The sequence below is a fragment of the Caballeronia sp. NCF2 genome (assembly GCF_023631205.1).
In the GTDB taxonomy this organism is placed as follows: domain Bacteria; phylum Pseudomonadota; class Gammaproteobacteria; order Burkholderiales; family Burkholderiaceae; genus Caballeronia; species Caballeronia zhejiangensis.
Map to the genome: position 1 here is coordinate 1 of NZ_JALQDN010000091.1, position 24,954 is coordinate 24,954.

Annotated in this window: 21 protein-coding genes; 9 read left to right on the plus strand and 12 right to left on the minus strand. The window is 61.2% G+C overall.

Annotated elements, in window-relative coordinates:
• Positions 1-135: 135 nt before the first annotated feature.
• Positions 136-612 carry a bacterioferritin gene (bfr, locus tag NCS02_RS33370; RefSeq protein WP_250442157.1) on the minus strand — a complete coding sequence of 159 codons (477 nt, stop codon included), beginning with the start codon at positions 610-612 and terminating at the stop codon, positions 136-138.
• Between the two features lie 312 nt (positions 613-924).
• Between bfr and NCS02_RS33375 the strand changes: the two genes are divergently transcribed.
• On the plus strand, positions 925-2,718 hold the full coding sequence (locus NCS02_RS33375; protein ID WP_250460612.1) for a serine hydrolase domain-containing protein: 1,794 nt from the start codon (positions 925-927) through the stop codon (positions 2,716-2,718).
• 155 nt (positions 2,719-2,873) lie between these two features.
• Positions 2,874-3,032 (plus strand): DUF3563 family protein, encoded by a 159-nt coding sequence (locus NCS02_RS33380; RefSeq protein ID WP_250520490.1) that lies wholly within the window; start codon positions 2,874-2,876, stop codon positions 3,030-3,032.
• Between the two features lie 31 nt (positions 3,033-3,063).
• On the opposite strand, the gene NCS02_RS33385 is transcribed toward NCS02_RS33380, so the two are convergent.
• The 3 genes from NCS02_RS33385 to NCS02_RS33395 form a co-directional block, all read right to left on the minus strand.
• Complete coding sequence (locus tag NCS02_RS33385; protein WP_008345906.1) at positions 3,064-4,302, minus strand: glycosyltransferase family 4 protein; 1,239 nt, start codon at positions 4,300-4,302, stop codon at positions 3,064-3,066.
• 396 nt (positions 4,303-4,698) lie between these two features.
• Positions 4,699-5,907 carry a glycosyltransferase family 4 protein gene (locus tag NCS02_RS33390; protein ID WP_250523625.1) on the minus strand — a complete coding sequence of 403 codons (1,209 nt, stop codon included), beginning with the start codon at positions 5,905-5,907 and terminating at the stop codon, positions 4,699-4,701.
• 377 nt (positions 5,908-6,284) lie between these two features.
• Positions 6,285-7,529 carry a hypothetical protein gene (locus NCS02_RS33395; RefSeq protein ID WP_008345902.1) on the minus strand — a complete coding sequence of 415 codons (1,245 nt, stop codon included), beginning with the start codon at positions 7,527-7,529 and terminating at the stop codon, positions 6,285-6,287.
• Positions 7,530-8,074: 545 nt separating this feature from the next.
• Between NCS02_RS33395 and NCS02_RS33400 the strand changes: the two genes are divergently transcribed.
• Positions 8,075-8,932 (plus strand): ATP-grasp fold amidoligase family protein, encoded by an 858-nt coding sequence (locus NCS02_RS33400; RefSeq protein ID WP_250520491.1) that lies wholly within the window; start codon positions 8,075-8,077, stop codon positions 8,930-8,932.
• Positions 8,933-8,935: 3 nt separating this feature from the next.
• Here NCS02_RS33400 and NCS02_RS33405 read toward each other — a convergent pair whose 3' ends face one another.
• Positions 8,936-12,886 carry a chemotaxis protein CheB gene (locus NCS02_RS33405; RefSeq protein ID WP_250520492.1) on the minus strand — a complete coding sequence of 1,317 codons (3,951 nt, stop codon included), beginning with the start codon at positions 12,884-12,886 and terminating at the stop codon, positions 8,936-8,938.
• Between the two features lie 158 nt (positions 12,887-13,044).
• On the opposite strand from NCS02_RS33405, the gene NCS02_RS33410 reads away from it, so the two are divergent.
• The 5 genes from NCS02_RS33410 (at position 13,045) to NCS02_RS33430 (ending at position 16,488) form a co-directional block, all read left to right on the plus strand.
• Positions 13,045-13,383, plus strand: coding sequence for a cupin domain-containing protein (locus NCS02_RS33410; protein ID WP_008345896.1), 339 nt, complete (start codon positions 13,045-13,047; stop codon positions 13,381-13,383).
• Positions 13,384-13,666: 283 nt separating this feature from the next.
• On the plus strand, positions 13,667-14,782 hold the full coding sequence (locus tag NCS02_RS33415; protein ID WP_250437800.1) for a SpoIIE family protein phosphatase: 1,116 nt from the start codon (positions 13,667-13,669) through the stop codon (positions 14,780-14,782).
• 12 nt (positions 14,783-14,794) lie between these two features.
• Positions 14,795-15,358: a SiaB family protein kinase gene (locus NCS02_RS33420; protein WP_008345892.1), complete on the plus strand. Its 564-nt coding sequence runs from the start codon at positions 14,795-14,797 to the stop codon at positions 15,356-15,358.
• Positions 15,359-15,376: 18 nt separating this feature from the next.
• Positions 15,377-15,772 (plus strand): DUF1987 domain-containing protein, encoded by a 396-nt coding sequence (locus NCS02_RS33425; RefSeq protein ID WP_008345890.1) that lies wholly within the window; start codon positions 15,377-15,379, stop codon positions 15,770-15,772.
• A 2-nt stretch (positions 15,773-15,774) separates the two neighbouring features.
• Entirely contained in the window at positions 15,775-16,488 is a 714-nt protein-coding gene (locus NCS02_RS33430) for a GGDEF domain-containing protein (protein WP_250460624.1), read from the plus strand.
• A gap of 21 nt (positions 16,489-16,509) precedes the next feature.
• Here NCS02_RS33430 and NCS02_RS33435 read toward each other — a convergent pair whose 3' ends face one another.
• On the minus strand, positions 16,510-16,878 hold the full coding sequence (locus tag NCS02_RS33435; RefSeq protein ID WP_008345887.1) for an NUDIX hydrolase: 369 nt from the start codon (positions 16,876-16,878) through the stop codon (positions 16,510-16,512).
• A 637-nt stretch (positions 16,879-17,515) separates the two neighbouring features.
• Between NCS02_RS33435 and NCS02_RS33445 the strand changes: the two genes are divergently transcribed.
• Positions 17,516-17,869, plus strand: a complete 354-nt coding sequence (locus tag NCS02_RS33445) for an H-NS histone family protein (protein ID WP_008345885.1) — start codon at positions 17,516-17,518, stop codon at positions 17,867-17,869.
• A 46-nt stretch (positions 17,870-17,915) separates the two neighbouring features.
• Here NCS02_RS33445 and NCS02_RS33450 read toward each other — a convergent pair whose 3' ends face one another.
• The 6 genes from NCS02_RS33450 to acnD form a co-directional block, all read right to left on the minus strand.
• Positions 17,916-18,362, minus strand: a complete 447-nt coding sequence (locus tag NCS02_RS33450; RefSeq protein ID WP_175982219.1) for a YjjA family protein — start codon at positions 18,360-18,362, stop codon at positions 17,916-17,918.
• Positions 18,363-18,469: 107 nt separating this feature from the next.
• Entirely contained in the window at positions 18,470-19,783 is a 1,314-nt protein-coding gene (locus NCS02_RS33455) for a PQQ-dependent sugar dehydrogenase (RefSeq protein WP_250520493.1), read from the minus strand.
• A complete protein-coding gene (locus NCS02_RS33460; RefSeq protein WP_175982217.1) occupies positions 19,776-20,225 on the minus strand; it encodes a DUF2231 domain-containing protein in 450 nt (149 codons plus the stop codon). The genes NCS02_RS33455 and NCS02_RS33460 overlap by 8 nt, the downstream gene beginning before the upstream one ends.
• Positions 20,226-20,434: 209 nt before the next feature.
• Positions 20,435-20,671, minus strand: a complete 237-nt coding sequence (locus NCS02_RS33465) for a hypothetical protein (protein ID WP_008345877.1) — start codon at positions 20,669-20,671, stop codon at positions 20,435-20,437.
• A 186-nt stretch (positions 20,672-20,857) separates the two neighbouring features.
• Positions 20,858-22,051 (minus strand): 2-methylaconitate cis-trans isomerase PrpF, encoded by a 1,194-nt coding sequence (gene prpF, locus NCS02_RS33470; RefSeq protein ID WP_250520494.1) that lies wholly within the window; start codon positions 22,049-22,051, stop codon positions 20,858-20,860.
• Between the two features lie 24 nt (positions 22,052-22,075).
• Entirely contained in the window at positions 22,076-24,673 is a 2,598-nt protein-coding gene (gene acnD, locus NCS02_RS33475) for a Fe/S-dependent 2-methylisocitrate dehydratase AcnD (RefSeq protein WP_250520495.1), read from the minus strand.
• Positions 24,674-24,954 lie beyond the last annotated feature (281 nt).

The following is a 24,954-nucleotide window of genomic DNA, read 5'->3' on the forward strand; positions in this document are numbered from 1 at the left end:
GGACCGTGAAACGACTCCACGCCGATGATAGTGCGGATACCCGTGTGAAAGTAGGTAATCGTCAGGCTCCTCATGCTCCAAACAAAAACCCCACCCCAAAAGGTGGGGTTTTTGCGTTGGGACTTTCACAGCATCTCACGCCAGCTTGCGAATAGCCGATTGCTGATAATTCTCGATGCCGATTTTGTCGATGAGGCCGATCTGAATCTCCAGCCAATCGATGTGATCCTCGGTAGCGTCGAGCAGTTCGACCAGGATCCCTCTTGAGACAAAGTCCCGCACCGATTCGCAATAGACGATCCCCTCCTTGCATTGCGCTTGGGCCGCCTGCTCGAGCTTGAGGTCGTTCTGCAGAGCTTCGAGCGTCTGCTTGCCAATGGCCAACGCATGAAGATCCTGCAAATTCGGCAGTCCATCGAGCATGAGGATTCGCTCGATCAGCTTGTCAGCATGCGTCAACTCGTCCATCGACTCGTCGTATTCGTGCGCGCCGAGTTCTTCAAATCCCCAATGCTGATAGAGACGCGCGTGCAAAAGATACTGATGCACGGCCGTCAGTTCGTTCTTCAGCTCGGCATTGAGGTAGTCAATCACTTTCGAATCGCCTTGCATACCGTCTCCCGCCTGGTCGCGTTGCCACACACTCAGAATAGACGTTCGGCGATGACGAGCCGACAACGAGATTCATTCGCATTAGTGGCGACACTGCCGCATCCGCCCGCGTAGCGGAAACTTCCCTCGATTGCGCGATTTTCATGCCTATAATCGAGCGCAAAAGGAACGAGCCGCACAGAGTACGCCTTGCAGATAACAACAAGGAGAGACGTCGTGCCCCGATCGAACCGTACCCGCGCCCCTTCAATCTTCAGCCCGAATATAGCGAGCACGGGCCGTCGGCAGTTCCTCGGCATGGCCGGCGCCGGAATGCTCGCGACACTTCTTCCCGGCTGCGGCAGCGATAACGCCGACTCCCAGTCCTATCCTCAAACCGTCGCCATGGGGCAGCAGGCAATCCAGCAGGCCATCGGCAATCCGACGCAGCCCGTCGCGGCAATATCGGTGGCCATGCTCAAGGGCAGCAACGTGTTCTGGCAGCAGGCGTTCGGCGTATCGTCGGTGCCGAACCAAACCAAGGCGACGACCCAGACGCGTTTCAACATCGGCTCCGTTAGCAAGCTGTTTGCGGCGCTCGCAGCGACGATCCTTCAGGATCGCGGACTGATCACGCTCGATACGCCGATCGTCCGTTATCTCCCGACATTCACGATGCTCTCGCCCGAGTACGCGAAGATCACGACGCGCCAGTTGCTCTCGCATTCGTCGGGACTGCCGGGCACGAATTCGCGCAATCTCTTCACGTTCGCGCCGGTTCCCGGCTACGCAGCCGATACGCAAGCCGAACTCGCGAATACGCATCTGAAGCATTACCCCGGCGAGCTTGCCGTGTATTGCAACGACGGCTTCACGATGATCGAGCAGATCGTCCTCGCGATGACAGGGCAGAGCTTCGCAAGCTTCGTGGAAGCGAACATCCTCGCGCCGCTGAAGATGACGAACTCCAGCTATCTAACGAGCGTGCCGAGCAGCGGCTCGTTCTCGTATCCGTTTGCGAACGGCACGCAGTATCAGGAATTCGTCAACGCCTATGCGACGGGCGGGTTGAGCTCGACGCCCGGCGACATGATGAATCTCGCGCAGATGATCATCGGCGGCGGCATGTTTCAGGGGCAGCGCGTAGTATCGGCGGCGGGCATCGCGCAGATGGGCACGGATCAAACTACCGGACTCCTGATTAATCCGTCGCCCGAATGGAAATGGGGACTCGGCTGGGACTCGATCAGGCAACCGGCGCTCGATGCAGCAGGCGTCCTCGGATGGGAAAAGGACGGCGGAACGGCCTTCTATTCGAGCGAGTTCTTTGTCGTGCCACAGGCGCAACTCGCGCTGATGATCACGGGCAATTCGGGCTACGACGCTCGCAAGATCGCCGAATCGCTCGTGCTCTCCGCGCTGAAAGAGGACGGCTCGATCGCCTCGCTGCCGGCCAAGATCAGCACGACGGCGCCATCGGCCGCATCGGCGCCGAACATCGTCACGGCTGGCGGTATCTACGGCAATTCCGACTCGCCATTCCAGGTGATCGCGAATCCGGACGGCAGCCTGCAATTGAACCAGTGGGATGGAAAGAAGCGTGCGTGGACGCAGCTTGGCGCATACCAGTATCGCAGTGACGGATGGTGGTGGAGCAACAGCGATAGCGCCTCGTATCGCTTCACGGTCGCTTCCGGAACCGATGAGAACGGCCACGCGTACAGCTATCGCTATCTGATGAAGCGTGTGGTGCCAGGCGCGGGTTACGCGTATCTCACGCTGCCGGTCGGTCAGCAACTCGCCGCGCTCACGCCGCTCGACACCGCATGGCAGCAGCGTTTAGACACGCAATGGACCCTGACGAACGATTCGCCAACGGCCGTGCCGATCGTCATCGATGGGAACGAACCGGCTTACCTGACCACGTTGCCCGAACTGCCGGGTTATGTGCTGTACGGCAACACGGACCTTCGCTATCAACTCTTCGTGCCGCTTTCGGACGATCGCGGCGGCATGTCGGTCAAGGTGCCTGGTAACTTCGGTCGCGATCTCTATGAGATCCGCTTTGCGTCAGCGAGTGGCGGCACGACACTGACGCTCGGAAGCTCGATTTACGCGAAGGCTTGAATGAAAGCACTCATTCGAAGCTAATTCACGGGAAGTAACCTGCTTCACATCGGCGATGCATGTGAAGCAGGTTCGACGAACGAACGTCATGCGCGCTGCGTCAGGCGGTGAAGCGATACGGCAAACGCCGCCTCCTACACGACAAGGAGCACATCATGTTCGCACTGCTTTCGCATCTTCTCGGCAAGCTGGTTTCCCGTACCGACATGCCTTCGCACAGCGCTTATCTCCCGTCGTCAGGCGATCTTGCCGATCTCGAACGCCGCATGCGTAACGTCGCAGACGAAGACCGCGCTTACAGCATGTCGTTTTGATGCGCGAAGACCCGCATGAAACATCCGCGGCTCAATTCGCCTCACGTCCTGTCGCGAGCCACGGCTTTCGATCTTCGAGGCAGACCATTCCTTCGTACAGTTCGACGTAGGAGCGGATCATCGCATCGAGACTGAATTTGCGCGCATGCTGACGCAGCCGGTCGCGCGTAGAAGGATCGTCGAGCAAGGCGGTCGCCTCGTGAATTTTGTCGATCAACGTCTCGGGCCGGCCGACGTCGAACAGGAGATTCGAACGCGGCTCGATGATCTCGGGAATGCCGCCCATATTCGATCCGACGACGGGCACGCCATGCGAATACGCTTCGAGGACGACCAGCCCGAACGGTTCGTTCCACACGGACGGCACCACCAGAATATCGATGCTGCTCAGGAAATCCGAAGGATCGACCCGTCCGAGGAAAGTCACGCGCGGGTCCGCGTATTTCGTCTTGACCGAATCGACGAAGTCCTGATCTCCGGTGCCGCCGATCGAGAGTGTCCAGTCGAGCGTCTGGTCTGCGAGCAGTTGTTCCAGCAGCAACTCGACGCCCTTTTCAGGCAGCACGCGCCCGAGCATGCCGAGTCGCAATGGAGCGTTTCCATCTTGTCTCGAATGCTGTGCCGCGACGGAATCCATGGCCGGCTGATAGCAATTGTTGATGACGGTCGTCTTTGCCGCACGCGAGAAAAAACCGCTCTCGAGATGCTTCTGCAAGACGAAATCGCTGACGCCGACCGCAACGCTGACCTGCGCGGATGCGATCTGCTTCGGCTTCGCATACAGCGAGCACACGCCGCACTGACTCGCGCAGGGCTTGCCGGCCGTGAGCATGCTCGCCGTCGGGCACAACAGATAGTAATCGTGGATCGTATGTACGATAGGCACGCCCGCGTTGTTGGCGACGCGCCATGCATCGACGGAAAGACACGAGAGGTTGGCAGTATGAATGATGTCCGGCTTCTCGCGCTCGATGATCTCGGCGAGCTTTCGCGTCATCGACGTGTTGCGCACGTCGATCGCGTGCCAGATCAGCTTGGCGACGCGGGAATGCTCGCCAGGCGCATGCGGCCAATAGAGATTGGTCGAACGCAGACGATAGACCTTCGCGCCGTTGACGACTTCATTGCGATCGTCGCCTGTGCCGGTCGCGCAGACCACGCAAACCTCTATGCCTGCCTTGATGAGGCCATCGGCAAGGAGTCGCGTCGCAACTTCGGCGCCGCCGACCTCGTCTGGAAAATATAACGTGTTCGCGATCAGTACTTTCACGGCGTATGGACAGGATGCAGATCACTACGAGCCGGCGGCTTGGCGGTGCGAAAGTCTTCGCGCGCGCCGTAGCTTGTTGAGCGCTTGCCGATGATGTGACGGGGCGGATGACCCTTCATGTGTCGCGGCTCCGGTTCTACAGCGTATGAGCTGATGGCTGACAGTTGGCGCCGCGTCACCTCGATCCGATCGACGACAGGATTGGAAATCGAGTGCGGTCGTTCGAGCTGAACTTTGATCCTGCAAGGTGTGCGGCCCAGTTTACCCCATGAAAGCAAGGGGTATCGCGTTTTTTCAATTTGCGTGCTGCCTACATGCTTTGCGTCTTCCTTATGAATCGATAGCCCGATTTTTACCTTGTGGCCAGCAGCAAAAACGATATGGACCGTGGCAAGGTTACGGACATAGGGCGCGTGGCAGCGCCTGTTCTTCGAGCACGCTTTCATACAGCGCGCGATATGACTCGACCATCGCATCGACGTTGAAGCGCCGCGCATATTCGCGGAAACGCTCGTGCACGCGCGGGTCGTCGAGCAACGCCACCGCTTCATGCAGCTTGCCGATGATCGAAGAGGGCTGCGCGATGTCGAACACCAGATTCGTGCGCGGCTCGATGACTTCGGGAATGCCGCCCGTGTTTGCACCGACGACCGGCACGCCGTGCGAATACGCTTCGACCGTGACCCTCCCGAACGGTTCATTCCAGATGGATGGCACCAAGAGAATGTCGATACTGTCGTAGAACGCGTCCGACTTCACGCGGCCGAGATATTCGATGCGCGGATCGTCGTACTTCGACTTGAGCGCCTGAAGATAATCGGCATCCGCATGGCCGCCTACGGCTAGCGTCCATTGCAGCGTATCGTCGGCGAGCAATTGCTCGAGCAGCACTTCCAGCCCTTTCTCCCGCGACACGCGCCCGAGTATGCCGAGTCGCACGGGGCCGCCTGTATAACGGCGCGTGCGCGGCGGCGCAGTCGAAGTTTCAAGCGATTCGCACGCGTTATAGATGACCGCCGTGCGCGACGCACGCGAAAAGTAGCCGCTTTCCAGATGCTTTTGCAACACGAAGCGACTCACGCCGACAGCGACCGCGACGCGCGCCGACGCGATGCGCTTGGGCTGCGCATACACCGAGCACACGCCGCACTGCCGCTGGCATGGCTTCGAATGCGAGAACATGATCGCGGTCGGACACATCAGATAGTAATCGCGCGCCGTATGCACGATCGGCACGCCGGCATTGCGTGCGAGACGCCAGATATCGACAGAGAGGCAAGACAGATTGCTGGTGCTGATCACGTCCGGCTTTTCACGCGCGATGATGCTCGCGAGCTTGCGCGACATGATGACGTTATAGACATCGATGGCATGCCAGATCAGCTTGGCGACGCGGCCGTGCTTCTCGCGCAGATGCGGCCAGTAAAGATTGACCGAGCGAAGCCGATAGACCTTCACACCATTCACGTTGTCCACATGGTCGACACCCGATCCGGTCGCGCAGACCACACAGACTTCGATGCCTGCCCTGACCAGACCCTCGGCCAGTAGTCGCGTAGATACTTCGGCCCCTCCGGGTTCATCCGGAAAATAGAGTGTGTTCACGATCAGTATCTTCACGACGACGAAGTCCCCTTGGAAAAGCCTATGCAAAGACACGGCAGAGCGTAACGCTCTCAGGGCTCGACGATCGGTCAAACGACGGAAAAACCCCGGAAGACAAGGCAGGTATTGAAATCATCATACTCGACGGCGAGCTAACGTCGTGTTTAAAGAATCGTCGAGCCGTGCTTGTCTCTGCCATGACAGATACTCGCGCGAGCGCATTTCGGCTCGACTGCGATGCGGAAAACATAGCAGCTTGTGCACCGGCGTTCAATGTGGTGCCGAACATAGACGCCGATGACATTGGGTGTTGAAAGAAAGAGGAATGCGGGCAGTGATCGAACGCCGCGGCCTGAACCGCGGCGTTCATGCTGTCGTTACTGCGGCTCGTACCACGAATAAGTCGGAAGCGTGGTCAAAGGCTTGCCGATCTGGAACGTGATATCCCGCAGGGACGTCAGCGGAATGTTGCGCGGATCGCCCGTGTAGCGCCGCACGTCGCCGTTATCGTTGATATAGACGACGATGTCGCCGGTGATGCCCGCAACGTTCGTGCTCGAAAGCGGCATGCCCCAGACATCGAATACCTGGCCGAGCGTGAAGTCCTTGAAGTTCGGCGTTTCGATATGAATGATGCCGGTGTTGTCATGCGTGTGCGTTTCATAGTTACACGAAGACAAGATGCCGACATTCTTCGGGAACGCGAGCCACTGCCCGTCCTTGAAGATGGCGACGTGCGAGTGAACGTGGAACGTCTCGGCCATGCCCGCCGCGCAGATCAGGCCATCGACCGGCGCGCCGGTGCCGCCCGTCGCCGTATTGCCATCGGTAAAGTACAGATTGCCCACCAGGCCGCCGTAGCTGAGTGTCGTCACCGTCGACGTGAACGGCGGCGGATCGGTCCACGTATAGGTCGCGATCTGCGTCGGCGTCGCGCCGATGACGAGCGTCACTTCGCCCTTGTCCGGCAGCACGAGGCTCGAAAGATCGCCGGTGTATTTGGTGAGCGTGCCGCCCGTGTTCACCCACGCGGTCACATTGCCCGTGAGGCCCGCCACGTTGGTCGTGCTGAGCGGCTGACCCCAGACGGAGAAGAACTGCCCGAGCGTGTAAGACGCATTCGATGTCACGTCCATGCGGATCTTGCCCGAGGCATCGACGGTGTGGACCGGATACACGCAACCCGTCTGCTTCGCCATGGTCGGCTTCACGTATCCGACGTTCGCCGGCAACGAGAGTTGCTTACCGTTTTGATAAATCGACAGATGTGAATAGCTGTATTTATTGCCGGCGACCGTGCAGTTCAGATTGGCGACGGCCTGGCCGGTGCCGCCCGTCGATGTCGAGCCGTCGCTCCATTGCGATGCGCCGATCGTCGTACCATCGACGACTGCAGTCGCGGCGGCGAGCGTCGGCGTGCCGGTCGTCGTCGAAGGCGTGCTCGCGCCGGAGGGTGCGCTCGCGCCGCCCGGTGAGCTTGCACCGCCTTCGCCCGAGCTCGTGGGCGAGCTCGATCCGTTGCCCGAACCGCCGCCGCCACCGCAAGCGGCGAGCAATGCGAGCGCTGCGGCCGCGAGTGCGCTTGTCATCCAGCGCGTGTTCATCTGTTTCTCTTTGAGCATGTGTCGACTCCGCCCCTAAGGATTTCTGAAGGTGTTGCGGGTTGCACTGCGGCCGCATGCGCGACGCATGCGTGGCGTGCATCCGGCATCGGAAGCATCGCGAGCCGCTCTCGATGCAAGAAACGCGCTTGCTCGTGGAGACGGTCTCGATACGATTGACGCAAATGTTGACGCCTGTCGCTACGACGCTCGTCTATCGACCGGATGCGTTATGGTCTGACTTGCGTCGGTGAAGTCCAGCGACTCATCGAAAGAGAGAAACCGGTCCGGTTATCTGATTCGCCGGCCCGAGGAAATTTAACGTCGAAGAAATGTCGTCGCAAGCAAAGCAACTTTTGGAAACGTGTTCTGACACCGTGGTTTTCGGGTGTGTGCGTTCGCGTACATACGTGCAGTCCACGATTCAGCAGAAAATCAAGGTTTCGATGAAGTGCCGACGGCAAATGGAACAGCGCCGCGGCGAAATTCGGTTCGCATTTAACGCGCGGCCGGAGAAAGGGGCGGACGGGGTTTCGTCTGACGTACAGAATAAAGGAGGGGAGTAAATGACTCTCTCGAAGACGTTGTTTCACAGCGTAAGGGACTGGTTGCCCGATAACCTGTACTTGACCATTTATCATCGTCGCCGGATCGGACGATTTCCAAAGCTGCGCAATCCGACGACATTCAATGAAAAAATCCTGCGGCGCTGCCTCGAACCCGATCCACGCTTCGGCGACCTCAGCGACAAGCTGAAAGTACGTGAATACGTTGCGGAAAAGATCGGCAGCGAGTATCTCGTGCCGCTGGTTGCTGAACCATCCGATTTCACGAGAAGTGTTTTCGATGCGCTTCCCCAATCCTTCGTCATGAAGGCGAATCACGGCAGCGGATTCGTGCATGTCGTGCGCGACAAGAACGAAACGTCATTCGAGAAACTCGATGCAATGGCGAAAAGCTGGTTATCGACCGACTTTTATGCGATTGCACGCGAACGACATTACCGAACCATCGAGCGGCGCATTTTCTTCGAGGCACTTCTTACCGGAGAAGATGGAAAGGTCCCGCCGGATCTGAAGTTTCATGTCTTCAACAAGCAGTCGGGCGATCCGAAGATATTCATCCTCGTTATTTCGGATCGTTTCGGAAGCCCGCGCGGCGACATGTACGACGCGGACTGGAACCTTCTCGATATCGGCATGGGCCACTATCCGCGCAGCCCGACTCCGGCTCCGCGACCGGCGAATCTGGATGCGCTCGTTTCGATCGCGCGAAAGCTGTCGAGCGATTTCGAATTCGTGCGCGTCGATCTGTACGATGCGAAAGACTGGATTTACTTCGGCGAGCTGACGTTCACGCCGGGCGCGGGCATGTTCGCGCTGCATCCCGACAAGGTGGACTACGAGTGGGGAAGCCTCATGTAACGTTCACGGCCGGCCGCGCGTGTCGCCCAGCGGAAACTCGATGTGACATCGCGCGCCGTTCCGCCCGATCTCCAGCCGGCCGCTTCCATTGAGCTCGTCGGCGACCTTGCGTTCGATCATCTCCGTGCCGAAGCCGCGTCGTCGAACGTTCGCCGACGCGTCGAGCACGGGCCCGCCATGTTCGGTCCAGTCGAAGCAGAGCCACGTCGCGCCGCTTCGGTCGACGCGCGCCCAGCGAATCGTCACGGCTCCGCCATCCGCCGAAAGCGCGCCGTATTCCAGTGCGTTGACGACGAGCTCGTGGACGATCATCGTCATCGTCTCGGCGGCTTCCGATGAAAGCGCGGCATGCTCTCCGTCGATATCGAATTTGCCGTTCGTTTCGCCCAGCGCATCGATCTCGAGACGCACGATGTCGTGCAGATCCACTTCGACGTTCAGTCCATCGGCAAGTGCTTGCTCGATGCGCGCGAGCGCTTGCAGCCGCCCGTTCATGAGCGACGCATGGCGTTCGACGCTTCCCGCGCCATCGGCGGTGCGCGCGTTGACCGAGATGATCTCGGCGATGATGCCGCGTACCCGGCGCCTCAGTTCCATGAGCAGCGCGGATTCGTGTTCTAGCGCGTCGCGCAGCGCGTCCGCCGAACGGGCGCGCTCGACCTCGGCCCAACAACGGCCCGCAACGCCTTCGACCAGCGCGACCATCTCCGGCATCCAGCGGCGGGACGTGCGTTGCGTCACGCGAAGAAGCCCGCGCAAGCGGCCTTCGGCCATCACCGGGACGAAAACAGCCGCGCCGATGCCGTCTTCGGCGAGGCTCTGCCTGATCGTCGCGGACAGACGCGGATCGGCCTGCGTATCGCTGATGACGACCGACTGGCCTCGCTCGTACGCCGACGCGAATGGCTCACAGGTCGCGCAATCTTCGATCGGCAGCCACTCGACCTGCTCGGTGTCCAGTTGCCCCGCGACCATCCGGCAAGCCAGGTGCATCATGCTTTGCGGATCGGTCAGATCGCGCGCCGCGTTCGAGAAGCGCACCAGAAACGCGTTGACTTCCCGCGTGCGTAAGCGCGAGCGTGACAGCTCGATCTGCCCTTCGACGCGCGCCAGCAGCTCGCGCGCGGAAAACGGCTTCGCGACATAGTCGTCGGCGCCGGCCTTGAGCCCCTTGATCGCGGAGTCTTCGCCGGCGTAGGCCGTGAGAAGGATGACAGGCGTGTCCCTGAGCGCATCGTCCTCGCGTATCGCGCGCAATAGAGCGAAGCCGTCCATGCCGGGCATCATGACATCCGCGAGGATCAGCTCGGGCCGGTGCCGATGCGCCTGAGCAAGCGCGAGCGTGCCGTCGGGCGCGACGTCCACTTCCCAGCGCGCGCCGAGCAGACGTTGCAGATGCTCGCGAACATCCGCATTGTCGTCGACGACCAGCACGCGGCCGCGTTTCGGTCCCGTGGCCGCGCTCAACTCGACGAGGTCATCGTCCTCGAGCGATCCGTTCGGCCGAAGCCAGCGCGCCGCTTCATCGGCCAGCAGTGCGGCGAGCGCCGGCTCGCGCCCGCTCAGGTCCGGGCGCTCGATCGTTTCGAGGCGCGAAGTCAGCGGAATCCAGACCTGGAACGTGGTGCCGGAATGCTCCTCGCTGCGCACGGACACTTGCCCGCCCAGACGCTGAACGAGATCCTTCACGATCGCGAGACCGATGCCCGCGCCTTCCGCCGTGCGCGCGCGGGATTTCTGCACGCGATGAAAGCGCGTGAAGACGTTCGGCAGCTCCGACGCCGGAATGCCGACGCCGGTATCGATGACTTCCAGTTCCGCATGCAGCCTGATCGCCTTGAGGCGAACGCTGATATGGCCTTCGAACGTGAACTTGAGTGCGTTCGAAATGAGGTTCGAGACGATCTTCTCCCACATTTCGACGTTGACCGGCACGGGCGGCATGTCCATGTCGATGGCGACGCGGCAATCGAGTCCCGCCGCCTTGATCGCGCCGGAAAACGCGCTGACGATGTCCGCGGTGAGCCGGCCGAGATTGATCGGCGCGACGGCGGGCCGTCCCTGAACATCGATGTCCGAGAAATCGAGCAGGCTGTTCACGAGCCGCAAGAGGCGGCGTGCATTGCGCGACGCGACCACGACGTTCGCGGCGGCCTTCTCCGGCAGCGACGGATGCTGGCGGAGCAGCTCGTCGAGCGGCGCGAGCATCATCGTGAGCGGCGTGCGGAATTCGTGGCTCACATTTGAAAAGAACTCGGTCTTCGTGCGATCGATTTCGGCGAGCCGCGCCAGCCGCTCGCGCTCCAGTTCATTGGCGAGCGCGTCGCCGATTCCCGCGCTGACTTGCTGAACGACGAGATCGATGAAGTGCGCGTGCGCTTCGTCCTGAGGCCGATGCGGGCTGAGACCGAGAATCAGGACGCCGAGCGGCCGGGCTCGCGTCGCGGTGCCGAGCGGTATGATCAGCGCGCGCGTCGGGCGCTGGCTGCGCCGGGGCGCCGTGACGGGCGCCTCGAGACCGGGAAAGCGGCAGTCGAGATCGTCGACGGCGAAGCCCGTCAGCACGCCGGATCTCGACGCCGCCAACGCCGCGGACATCGGCCAGCTTCCGTCGTCCCGGACGTTCATCGAGAGCGTGTAGGGCGCAGCCGCGCAGCCGGCCTCGAGACCGGCCGCTCCCGCAAGGCTCGCCTGCTGGCCCGTTTCGTCGAACAGATAGATCAGGGCGAACGGCAAATCCGCCGGCGCGCTGGCGAGCGCGGCGGCGGCGCGTTCGCAGGCTTCGCGTCGCGACAAGGCGTCGGCAAGCGCCTTCGCGAGCGTGTGCAATGCGCGCGTGCGGCGTTCGGCGACGACGTTGCGCGTCGTCTCCCAGCCCGTGTTCTGCACGCCGAGCACGCGGCCTTGCACATCGCGGATGGGCGAGTACGAGAACGTGACGAAAACTTCCTCCACGAAGCCGTGCCGGTCGATCATGATCGGGAAATCTTCGCCCGCGACCGCCTCGCCGTGAGTCAGAACCCCCTTGGCGATGGGTCCGAGCACGTCCGTCCAGACCTCCGGCCACGTCTCGTGCGCGGGCCGGCCGAGGGCGAGCGGATGCTTCGCGCCGAGGAAGACGCGCCAGCGGTCGTTGTAGATCTGAATCAGATCGGAGCCCCACAGGATCGACATCGCCTGCGGTGAATCGATGGCGGTGCGTACGGTAAGCTGCAGTTCGGCAGGCCAGCCGAGCACGCATCCGAGCGGCGTGCGGCACCAGTCGATCTCTCGCGCCAGATGCGCGATCTCGCCGGCATCGCCGAACGTGCGGTTGATGGCGCGCAGCTCCGAGCGCATGCGCGGCTGTGGCGTTCCGCAGACGATCTCGCCGATGACCTGACCGATGTCGTCGAGCGGCACCACCATGTCCGCCGCGCCCGTGGCGATGGCGGCTGCGGGCATTTGCGGATATTCCGCGCTCGCCTGACTCTGCACGATCAGGCGGCAGCCGGCGGCGCGCAACGCGTTCGCGCCCACCGAACCGTCGCGGCCGAGGCCCGTCAGGATCGCGCCGATCGCTCGCGGGCCGAAGCTGCGCGCAACGGATTCGAAGAGCCGGTCGATCGGCCGTTCGATCGCGCCGCCGGGACACGGCGACAGCACGAAGGAACCGTCCGGCAGCAATTCCACGAAGGCGTGCGGCGGGGCGACCATCAGCCTGCGCCCGCCGATGCGCGAGCCGGCGGTGATCCATTCGACCCGATACGCGAGTCGTTCGAAGACCCATAGTGTTGCTTCGGGCGGCAGGTGCATCATCAGCACGACCGTGAGCGGCAAGTCTTTCGGCAGGCCGTCGACGAGACTGGCCGTGGCCATGTGCCCGCCCGCCGACGCGCCAATGACGATGAGATCGAAGGCGGACTCCGGAATCTGCTCCAGCCGGGACAGCGATGTCGGATCGGAAATCTGCACGCGCCACTCCTCGCGATGAAAGATCCGTCTTTCAGGCTAGCACGAATGTGCGAAGCCAATTCGACGCCCATTCGACTCGCGTATTTTTTCCGATCGCTCGATCGGCGTATCTCGGGCACGATAGAACGGCAAGTTCGTTTCAATACCGAGGTCGAGCCATGCAAATCCAGACTGGTAATCTTTTCAGCTTCGAAGCGAAGCGCGGCAATGAGGAGCGTGTCGACATGCTCGTCACCGGAGAGCGTCTGAACGTGGAGCGGATCGTGTCGATGGGGCACGCGAGCCCCGAAGGATTCTGGTACGACGACTCGCGCGCCGAATGGGTCGTGCTGCTGTCGGGCGCGGCCGCGCTCGAATTCGAAGACGATTCGACGCTGCTCGAAATGCGTCCCGGCGATCATGTGCTGATCGAACCGCATTGCCGGCATCGCGTCGCATGGACGCATGCCGTCGAGCCGACCGTATGGCTCGCGATCTATCACGAACGCCGGGCCTGAAAACAAAAAATCAGCGTGTTTCAGCGCGGAACAGGCGGCAAACGTTTGCATTTGGCCGCTTTAACGCTTTCGCAACAATGAGGCGAATGACGCTGCGTCTTGTCACCGAAAGTTCATGAAGAAGCCTTAGCGTGCACTGTTTCTTCATACATCGGCCAGCGTTGTCATGCACTCAGCGTTCTCGAGCTTTCGCGGTTTTTCCGGGCAGAGAGATCTTCGTACTGCCGGCGATCTTTGCAGGGAAGTCCCCTTTGTCGACGCGGAGGGCTCCAATGCACTGGTGATGGAAATCTTCTCCGCGCGCCGCGACATGGGAAGCCTGGCCGTGATCGAAGGATTGCGCCCAATTGGACTGATCAACCGCGATATCTTCATGTCGCAGATGAGCAAGCCTTTTCATCGCGAGCTTTACGACAAGAAGAGTTGCATCGCGTTCATGGACAAGGAGCCGCTGATCGTCGAAGCGGACGTGAGCATCGAAACCCTCGCATTCAGAACCGTCGATGCCGGCGAAAAGGCGCTCGTCGATGGTTTCATCGTCACGCGCGGCGGACGGTTCTCCGGCGTGGGCAGCGGCCTCGAACTCGTGAGCGCGGTCGCGCAAATGCAGGCGGAGAAGAACCGCCAGATCATGCAGAGCATCGAATATGCGAGCGTGATACAGCGCGCCATGCTGCGCGCATCCGACGACACATTGTCGACGCAGCTTCGCGATGTCGCGATGGTCTGGGAACCGCGCGATGTCGTCGGCGGCGACTTCTATCATTTCGCGGCGTTCCCGCATGGCTGGTTCGGTGCGGTGGCCGATTGCACCGGTCACGGCGTTCCCGGCGCGTTCATGACCTTGCTTGCTTCGGCGTCGCTGTCGAAGGCGATCGAGCAGATCGGTCCGCGCGATCCGGCTGCGTTGCTCGCGGCGGTCAATCGCAACGTCAAGGGCTTGCTCGGGCAAGTGAACGGCGATGCCGCCGGGCATCAATCCAATGACGGACTCGACACCGCGTTTTTCTGGCTCGATGCTTCGGAAAACGTGCTGCATTTCGCGGGCGCGCGCGTCGCGCTGCATATTCTCCCGCCCGATGCGGCGGAGTTCCAAACCATCGCGGCCGATCGCATGGGCGTAGGTTATGTCGACAGCCGCGCGGACTACGCGTGGAATCTGCGCGCGATCGCGGCTCCGGCCGGCAGCCTGATCTTCATTTGCACCGACGGGCTGACGGATCAGATCGGCGGCCCGCGAAACATTTCCTTCGGCCGGCGCCGCATTCTCGATGTTATCCACGCACATCGCGGCGAGTCGCCATGGACGATCTGCGAGCACGTTCGGCAGGCGCTCGCGCATTGGCAAGGCGTGCAGCCGCGCCGCGACGATGTCACGTTCTTTTGTGCCCGTATCTAGTCAATTCAAAGCATGTCTCAACTACTCGATCAGGACAGCGCCTTTTTCGATCTGGCGCAGCGACGCAATGTTCTCTTCTATCACAAGGGATATTTCTCGCATAACATCGTCGCGGCCATGGGCGAAGTCGTGAAGCTGCAACTGGAAGTCGCCGGCGTGAGCGGTCCGACGCGCCGCAAGCTCTTCTCTTCGTTTGTCGAGCTTTCGCAGAACATCGTTCATTACTCGTCGAATGCGCTTTTGCAGGGCAGCGAAGACGAAGGCGCGATACGCGAGGGCGCGGTATGCATCTCGAAGGACGGCGAACATCACGTCATGTTATGCGTCAATCCGATGGCGACCGCCGAAGTGGAAAGCCTGCGTAACAAGCTCGAGCCGCTTCGCAACATGTCGCTCGAAGAGATAAGGCAGGCGTACAAGCTATCGCTGCGTTCGGATACACCCGAAGACAGCAAAGGCGCCGGCCTGGGTTTTCTGACGATGGCGCGCGATGCGAGCGCGCCGCTCGAATTCGCTTTTCATCCGCGTGCCGACGAACCCGGAACCACGCTGTTTTGCCTTATGGCCATCATCTGAGCAGGAAGGCACGAGAACATGGATAACTTTTATATTGCCGCCACGACGACATCGCCCGAGGTCGATTTGCGTTTCGATCAGCACGCGTTGTCGCTCAAGGGCGAGTCCTATCCCGAGAATGCGGCCGCGTTCTATGCGCCCGTCATCGAGCAGATGCGCAAGTATCTTGCCGAGCATGCCGGAGCCGTCGTCACGATCGACGTCGCGCTGACTTACTTCAATAGCTCGAGCACCAAGATGCTGTTCAGCATGTTCGACGCGCTCGATCAGGCAGCGCAATCGGGCAGCCGCGTATTGATGAACTGGTATCACGACGAGGAAGACGAGACCATCGCCGAGTTCGGCGAAGAACTGAAGGCCGATTTCCGCGCGATCGAATTCACCGACCGTCTCATCGCTCATCCGGGACGGTAGGCATGCCATCGACATCGTCCGACGATCCGACGCCGGATCTGTTTCAGAACGAAAGTGCGGCGCTGGACAAGGCGCGCGCGATGCACGCGGCGCCCGACGCCGGCGCCGCGGAATATCGCCGGTCGTTGGGGGAACTCATCGATCATTTCGAGCGCCTCATGCGCGAAACGCGGCGTCTGATCGGCCGCAGCGACCGCGCCGAGCGCGAGATGCAGACGCTCGCGCAGCAATTGGCGCATCGCGCGTCGCACGATGCGCTGACGGGCGTGCTGAATCGGAGCGCCGTCATCGAGCAGGCCACGAAAGCGCTGCGCTCGACGAGCGCGGCGATGATCGTGCTCGATATCGACGAGTTCAAGCGGATCAACGATGACTTCGGGCATCCCACCGGCGATGCGGTGATTCTGGGCGTCGTCGATTGCCTGCGGCGCATCGTGGGCGATCAGGGTTTCATCGGACGCGTGGGCGGCGAGGAATTCACCGTGCTGTTGCCCGGACATGAACCGCACAGCGCCGCGCTGCTCGCCGAGCGCATGCGTGAGGCAATCAGCGATACGCTGGTCGTCGAGCCGGTGGATCGACGCATCACGGCGAGCTTCGGCATCAGCAATAATGCGGCGGGAACCGGCTTCGACATCGCATACGGCCTCGCCGATGCAGCGCTGTATCGTGCGAAGCGAAGCGGACGTGATCGCGTGGAAGTCGCCGATCAATAGGCGTATATCCGCTCTTGACGATTACTTTCTGCGTCGCTGATTCATAAGTTTGACTATATCGCTTGTCGGCGCGCTGGTTATCAGGCGCGCGATGTCGTCGAGATGAACCCAGCGGCATTTGGATATTTCGTTACTCGGGCGAGCTTTTGCCCGATTCGGGACTGCGCAGGAAAACACGTGATGGTGTTTCTGCTTGCCGCGAAAGTCGAAAAGATATTTGGCCGACTTTCCCGATAACCGCGTTTCTTCCCGAAGCTCGCGCAGTGCGGCATCCGAAAGATGTTCTCCACGTTTGAGTATTCCGCCCGGCAAGGCCCACTTCGACTGACTGCGGGCGACAAGAAGGATGCGCTTGCCTCTGCGACAGATCACGGTGGCGCGTTTCTTCAAACCGGTCTCCCTTTTACTTCCAGGTATTCTCGACGCGCTTCACGCGCCATCGAATCGGGCAGAGCCTGATTAGCTGTGTATGCTAATACAGAACCTTACTCACTCGGCAAGCTCGTAAAGCACGGGCGGCGTACACGCAACAGGCGGAAATCGCTTCATCAAACGGTCACAAACATGCGATGCGGCCAGTTCATTGTGGTAATGTCTGAGCCAGGCGATTTTTTGTTCAACTCGAGGCATTGAAATGGATAGGGATGGTGACTGGCCTTTGCCACGGCCAACCACTTTCTTCAAAGCCGACCGGCGTACTACCGGATCGTCACTCTCGAAAACGAACTCAATAGCCAGTGCTTTCTCGTCACTGGCGACGCAGGTAATCGCGGAAGGAGTGCAAAGAGCGAAAGAGCTATCCACGACGAGCGATGCGCAAGATTTTCCCCAGCTTCGCGTCGCCTTCAGAATGCTCCGCGCTTTGTACTGGCGTATTCTCCCCATGCTCGAATTTTTCGACCCGTTATCAAGGGCGGGCACGGTCGCAACATCAAAGCGTTGACGTCCGTGCAGAACAAGCTGGGCGGGCTGAATCGGCGCAAGGGCAATGCGGCAAGCTGTCGATACACATACATTGAATCAGGAAATGGCTTACACAACACCGGAAATCACAGAACTCCTGGCGAAACAGGACGCGCTGAACAAGCAACTGGCCGAAGCGAAGGAACGCGAAACGCGCCAGGTGCTGATCGAAATCGTGCAGAAGATGCGCCAGTACGGCATCAGTCTGGAAGAGCTGTCAGGCAGCAAGCCGAAAGCGCAGGAACCGGTCAGGGAAGCGAAGTATCGCGATCCCATCGGCGGCGCGACGTGGAGCGGACGCGGCCGCGCGCCGCAATGGATCGTCGGAAAGAATCGCGATGATTTTCTCGCCGACACGCGCGCCACGAAGACGACCAAAGCCGCCGCGCAAGCCGCGCTGTTCGGCGACGAGGCCTGAAGCGAAGTCTTCGATCAGGCACGCTCACGGCGGCAAGAAAAGATCGCTACAGAAGGGATTTTCCCTGAGCGAGAATCTTGTCGCAGACCTGCTTGGTGACTTGTTCCTTCAGCCCCGCACCGCTCAAGTCGAGCTGCTTGCCGTTGCCGCTATCCAGAATGCCTTTCGCGCCGTTCGTATAGCCTGAATCGCTGGAAGCCGAGCCGCCGAGCTTGCTCATCAGCCCGTCCTTGACGGATGACGCACTGCCGCCGAGATAGTTGTTCTTGACGCAATATTCGATAACGCCCGCGACATTGCTCGTGCTGCCCGACGTGAGCGAATCCATCGATAAGCCTCCGGTCAGGCCGCTCAAGTTGCCGAGTGCGCCGCCGCTGCTGCTCTCTTTACCTTGATTGAGCAGATTGCCGATTTGAGCGTGAGCTACTGGAATGGTAAGCAGGGCTGCAGTCAGGATTCCGCCGGCCAGAACATGACGCCTTGAGAAGATCATGGAGCCTCCGAGGTTTGATCTCTCACTATAGACGATGAACGCGCGCGGGTCGGCATCGACTGCGCGCGTTTCGATTCGTTGAAAAGTACCGGATATTCAAGCGCGAATCATCCGCCTGTTCCCGTGACGCGCCATACGACATTGCCGACGTCATCGGCGATGAGAAGGCCGCCGTCGCGATCCTGCGCCACGCCCACGGGTGCGCCGTATAGCTCTTTCTGATCCGCCGATGTGAAGCCGGTCACGACATCTTTCGGCGCGCCGACAGGCTTGCCGTTTTCGAATGCGACGTAGGACACGACATAACCGCTCAGCGGCGAGCGATCCCAACTGCCATGTTCGCCGATGAACGCGCCGCCCCGATATTGCGCCGGCAGATTGTCGCCCGTATAGAACGTCAGCCCGAGCGGCGCGACGTGCGAACCGATAGCGTAATCGGGCGGAATCGCGCGGGCGACGAGATCGGGGCGCTGCGGCTGCGCGCGTGGATCGACGTGCTGTCCGTAATAGCTATACGGCCAGCCATAGAACGCATTCTCTTTTACTGAAGTCAGATAGTCGGGGACGAGGTCCGCACCGATTTCATCGCGTTCATTGGCAATTGCCCAGAGCTGCTTCGACTTCGGTTCCCATTGCAGTCCGGTCGGATTGCGAATGCCCGCTGCATAGATACGGCTCGCGCCCGTCGCCGTGTCGACTTCGAGAACGTCGGCGCGCCGGTATTCGACCTCCAGTCCGTTCTCGCCGACATTGCTGTTCGAGCCGACGCCGACATAGAGCTTCTTGCCATCGGGGCTCGCGAGCAGGGCCTTGGTCCAGTGATGATTGATCGTGTCCGGAAGATCGGCCAGCTCGACGCCGCGCTCGGCGATGCTCGTTTCGCCCGTCTTGTAGGGAAACTTGAGGATCGCGTCGGTATCCGCGACATAGAGCGTGTCACCGATCAGTTGCATGCCGAACGGCGAATGCAGTTGATCGATGAACACATGCCGCTCCCACTCGCCACTCGCGCTTTTCCTCAACAGCGCGATGCGATTCGCGCCTTTCGCCTTTTTCCCCGACTTGCTCGCGATCAATCCGGCGATGAGTTGCTTGGGCGTCGTCACCGCTTCCTCGTTCGGGCTGTTGGATTCGGCCACGAGGACATCGCCGTTCGGCAGCGCGTAGACCTGACGCGGATGCACGAGACCGGACGCGATCTTTTCGATCCGCAATCCTTCCGCGACCTTGGGCGTCGCGCCGTTGCGCCAGCCGACGTATTCGGGAACCTGCATCGGCGGCGCGAAGAAGTTGCGTGCGTCCGGCAGTGGAGGCTTCTCGCCCGCCTGATGTTGCGCATCGTACTGCGCGTGTTCGTTGCATCCGCTCATCGATGCCGCGAATGCGATCGCGAGCGCGCCTATCATCGTGCGCTTATTCATGAGCCGCCTCCGCGAGAACGAGCCGGTGCATGGCCATCGCGATATGACCGATGCTCAGAAACACCACGGTGATGACCGAGAGAATGACGTTCTCCGGAACCATCGCATAGGCATCGCGGCTATGCACGAAGGCGTTGACGACAGCGGCGACGATCGCGATCAGATTGAGCCAGAAATCGATTCGTTCGATCCGCGAGACCGCGCGCCGCTTTTGCAGCCATACGTGACCGAGATTGAGCAGCCGCGGAACGATGGCGATGATGAGACCGGCCGTCACGAGCCACGCCGCGCCTTTTCCCCAGAACACATTGCGCGTGATGGCGTAGCTGATGTCGAAGATCAGCGTGCCGACAAAAAGCCCGTAAGGAATGGGATCGAGCAATTCGAATATCGCCGGAGCGAATTTCGATGGAGGTCTCGAAGTGGCGGATGAAGTGGACATAGCTTCTCTTCCCGAATGCGCGTGGTTTTTAGCCCTTGCGCATGCGGCATGCCCGCGCGCGTACTTCGTTGTTGACTCGTTGAAAGGAGAAGAGATGAAACGGTGTGCCTGTTTCGACAGGATTCAAGCGAAGGTCCGGCGTGATCGACGACGTAAGAAGCGCTTCGATCGATGTCGCACCTCGAACTCGGTGCGACATCGTCGGCCGCTCACAGCAGACGCGGATCCAGCGGCGGAGGCGCGGACGGTAGCGCGGGCAGCGGCGGCGGAAGATGAAGCTCCTTCAGCAGCGCGGCGCCGGGCCACGAATCGGGCAGCTTCGGCATCTCGGGAAGCTTCTTGCTATCGGGATTGGTCAGATACAGCATGCCGCCGTGAATGGCGGACATCGCATTGCGATGCATCGTTTCGACGCACGGCAGGTCGGTGATGGTCAGAGTGGTCATGGCAGGTCTCCCGGCAAAAATAAAAGTAATTGAATGGCGACGGACGAGTCGCCATTCGATCTTTTGCACAGGTTGTGCCAAGCGAAGCAGAGCGCGCCGGTCATCGGTTTCGCTCGAATTTATCGACGCATAACGGCGTACTCCGAACGACAGTTCGATCGCGCGATGTCGGCGCGCGCCCGACACTCAATCCAGCGCGACGACGGGAACCGACACGCGGCCTTCCATCAGTACGCGCGCGCTGCGGCTCATGATCGCTTTCTTCACTTGCCATTCGCCGTTCGCCTCGACGGCTTCAGCGCCGACGCGCAACGTGCCCGACGGATGCCCGAAGCGCACCGACTGACGCTCGCCGCCGCCCGCCGCGAGATTGACGAGCGTGCCCGGAATCGCCGCCGCCGTGCCGATGGCGACCGCCGCCGTGCCCATCATCGCGTGATGCAGCTTGCCCATCGACATCGCGCGCACGAGCACGTCGACATCGTCCGCGCCGATGCGCTTGCCGCTCGACGCGACGTATTCCTTCGGACGCGCGACGAACGCGATCTTCGGCGTGTGCTGACGTTTGGCGATTTCATCGAGGCTCTTGATGAGCCCCATGCGCAGCGCGCCGTATGCGCGAATGGTTTCGAAGCGCTTCAACGCGGCATCGTCGCCGTTGATCGCGTCCTGAAGCTCGGTGCCCTTGTAGCCGATGTCCTCCGCGTTCACGAAGATCGTCGGAATGCCCGCGTTGATCATCGTCGCCTTGAAGGTGCCGACGCCGGGCACGTGCAGATCGTCGACGAGATTGCCGGTCGGGAACATCGCGCCTTCCGCGCCTTCTTCCTCGGCGGCGGGATCGAGAAATTCGAGCTGCACTTCGGCGGCGGGGAACGTCACGCCATCGAGTTCGAAGTCGCCCGTTTCCTGGACGGCGCCGTTGGTCATCGGCACATGCGCGATGATCGTCTTGCCGATGTTCGCCTGCCAGATGCGCACGATTGCAATGCCGTTATCCGGCACGCGGTCGGGATCGACGAGGCCGCTCGTGATCGCGAACGGACCGACCGCCGCCGAAAGATTGCCGCAATTGCCGCTCCAGTCGACGAATGGCTTGTCGATGGCGACCTGGCCGAAGAGATAGTCGACGTCATGTCCGGCGCGCGCGCTCCTCGAGACGATGACCGTCTTGCTCGTGCTCGACGTCGCGCCGCCCATGCCGTCGATCTGCTTGCCATACGGGTCCGGGCTGCCGATCACGCGCAGAAAGAGCGCATCGCGCGCGGGGCCGGGCACGCGCGCCGCTTCGGGCAAATCGTTCAGGCGAAAGAAAACGCCCTTGCTGGTGCCGCCGCGCATGTAGGTCGCGGCGATCTTGATCTGAGGTGCGTGTGCCATGTGATTCGTATCCTTGATTGAATGTCAGGCCGCTTCTTTCGACGACTCCAGGAAGTCCTGCGCGAAGCGTTGCAGCACGCCGCCGGCTTCGTAGATCGAGACTTCCTCGGCCGTGTCGAGCCGGCACGTCACGCTCACTTCGACGCGTTCGCCGTTCGCACGATGGATGACGAGCGTGAGATCAGCACGCGGCTTGCGCTCGCCGATGACGTCATAGGTTTCGGTGCCGTCGATGCCGAACGTCTGCCGATTTTCGCCCGGCTTGAATTCGAGCGGCAGCACGCCCATGCCGATCAGGTTCGTGCGATGAATGCGCTCGAAGCCTTCCGCGACGATCGCTTCGACGCCCGCGAGACGCACGCCCTTCGCGGCCCAGTCGCGCGACGAGCCTTGTCCGTAATCCGCACCCGCGACGATGATGAGCGGCTGCTTGCGCTCCATATACGTTTCGATGGCTTCCCACATGCGCGTGACGCGGCCTTCGGGTTCGATGCGCGCGAGCGAGCCTCTCTTCTGTTGACCATCGACGATGGCCATTTCGTTGATGAGCGTCGGATTCGCGAACGTCGCGCGCTGCGCCGTCAGATGATCGCCGCGATGCGTCGCGTACGAATTGAAATCCTCTTCGGGCAAGCCCATTTTCGCGAGATATTCGCCGGCCGCACTGTTCGCGAGAATCGCGTTGGACGGCGAGAGATGGTCCGTCGTGATGTTGTCGCCGAGCACCGCGAGCGGGCGCATGCCCTTGAGCGTGCGAGCGCCTGCAAGCGCGCCTTCCCAATACGGCGGACGGCGAATGTAGGTGCTTTGCGCGCGCCAGTCGTAGAGCGGGCTGATGGCTTCGCCGCTTTGCGCGGTCAACGCGAACATCGGTTCGTAGACGCGACGGAACTGCTCGGGCTTCACGCTTTGTTTGACGATGGCGTCGATTTCCTCATCGCTCGGCCAGATGTCCTTCAGATACACGGGCTGGCCGTTCTTGCCGATGCCGAGCGCATCGCGTTCGATATCGAAACGGATCGTGCCCGCGATCGCATACGCGACGACGAGCGGCGGCGACGCGAGAAACGCCTGCTTCGCATACGGATGAATGCGGCCGTCGAAATTGCGGTTGCCGGACAGCACGGCGGTCGCGTACAGATCGCGATCGATGATCTCCTGCTGGATCGCCGGGTCGAGCGCGCCGGACATGCCATTGCACGTCGTGCACGCGAACGCGACGATGCCGAAGCCGAGCTTTTCCAGATCGGGCAACAGACCGGATTCCTGCAGATACAGTTCGACCGCTTTCGAGCCCGGCGCGAGCGACGACTTTACCCACGGCTTGCGCGTGAGACCTTGCGCATTCGCATTGCGCGCGATGAGCGCCGCCGCGATCACGTTGCGCGGATTGCTGGTGTTCGTGCAACTCGTGATCGCCGCGATGATGACCGCGCCGTCCGGCATCTGCCCCGGCGTTTCTTCCCATTTGCCCGCGATGCCGCGCGTCGCCAGTTCCGACACCGGCAGGCGCTTGTGCGGATTCGAGGGACCCGCCATGTTGCGCACGACCGTCGACAGATCGAAGCGCAACACGCGTTCGTATTCCGCGTGCGTCAACGAATCGGCCCACAGGCCAGCGGTTTTCGCGTAATGCTCGACGAGGCTCACTTGCTTGTCGTCGCGGCCCGTGAGACGCAGATACTCGATCGTCTGCTCGTCGATATGGAACATCGCGGCGGTCGCGCCGTATTCGGGCGCCATGTTCGAGATCGTCGCGCGGTCGCCGAGCGTGAGGCTCGACGCGCCTTCGCCATGGAACTCGAGATACGCGCCGACGACCTTTTCCTTGCGCAGGAATTCGGTGAGCGCGAGCACGATATCGGTCGCCGTGATGCCCGGCTGACGCTTGCCCGTCAGCTCGACGCCGACGATATCCGGCAGACGCATCCACGATGCGCGGCCGAGCATCACGTTCTCCGCTTCGAGCCCGCCGACGCCGATCGCGATGACGCCGAGCGCATCGACGTGCGGCGTGTGGCTGTCGGTGCCGACGAGCGTATCGGGATACGCGATGCCATCGACCGCGTGAATCACCGGCGACATGCGCTCCAGATTGATCTGATGCATGATGCCGTTGCCCGGCGGAATCACATCGACGTTCTTGAACGCCTTCTTCGTCCAGTTGATGAAATGGAAACGATCTTCGTTGCGCCGGTCTTCGATCGCGCGATTCTTCGCGAACGCATCCGGATCGAAGCCGCCGCATTCCACCGCGAGCGAATGATCGACGATGAGCTGCACCGGCACGACCGGATTCACCTTCGCGGGATCGCCGCCCTGGTCCGCGATCGCGTCGCGCAGGCCAGCGAGATCGACGAGCGCGGTCTGTCCGAGAATGTCGTGGCAGACGACGCGCGCGGGAAACCACGGAAAATCGCGCTCGCGCTTGCGTTCGACGAGCTGCATCAGCGATTGTTCGAGGATCGCCGGATCGCAGCGGCGCACGAGATTCTCGGCGAGCACGCGCGAGGTGTAGGGCAGCTTGTCATAAGCGCCGGGCGCGATCGCTTCGACGGCTGCGCGCGCGTCGAAGTAATCGAGTGTGGTGCCGGGCAGGGGTTTGCGGTTTGCAGTGTTCATCGCCGTGTCTCGGTCATGGCATGGTCTTTCGCGCGCCATGCTCAAAGGTATTGTGGGGAAGACCCCTTCGACTGGAAATCCGGGCTATTTTAGGCGCCGATTTCAAAAATAACCCGCCGCCGGCGCGGCGACGGGCCGAAGCTCTTCACGGATCTCGCGTATCACCGTAAAGAGGGCTGATGCGCTTTACGCACGCTTTGCCAGCGGGACGAACTTCAAATTCTCCGGACCGGTGTAATTCGCGCTCGGCCGGATGATCTTGTTGTCGATGCGTTGCTCGA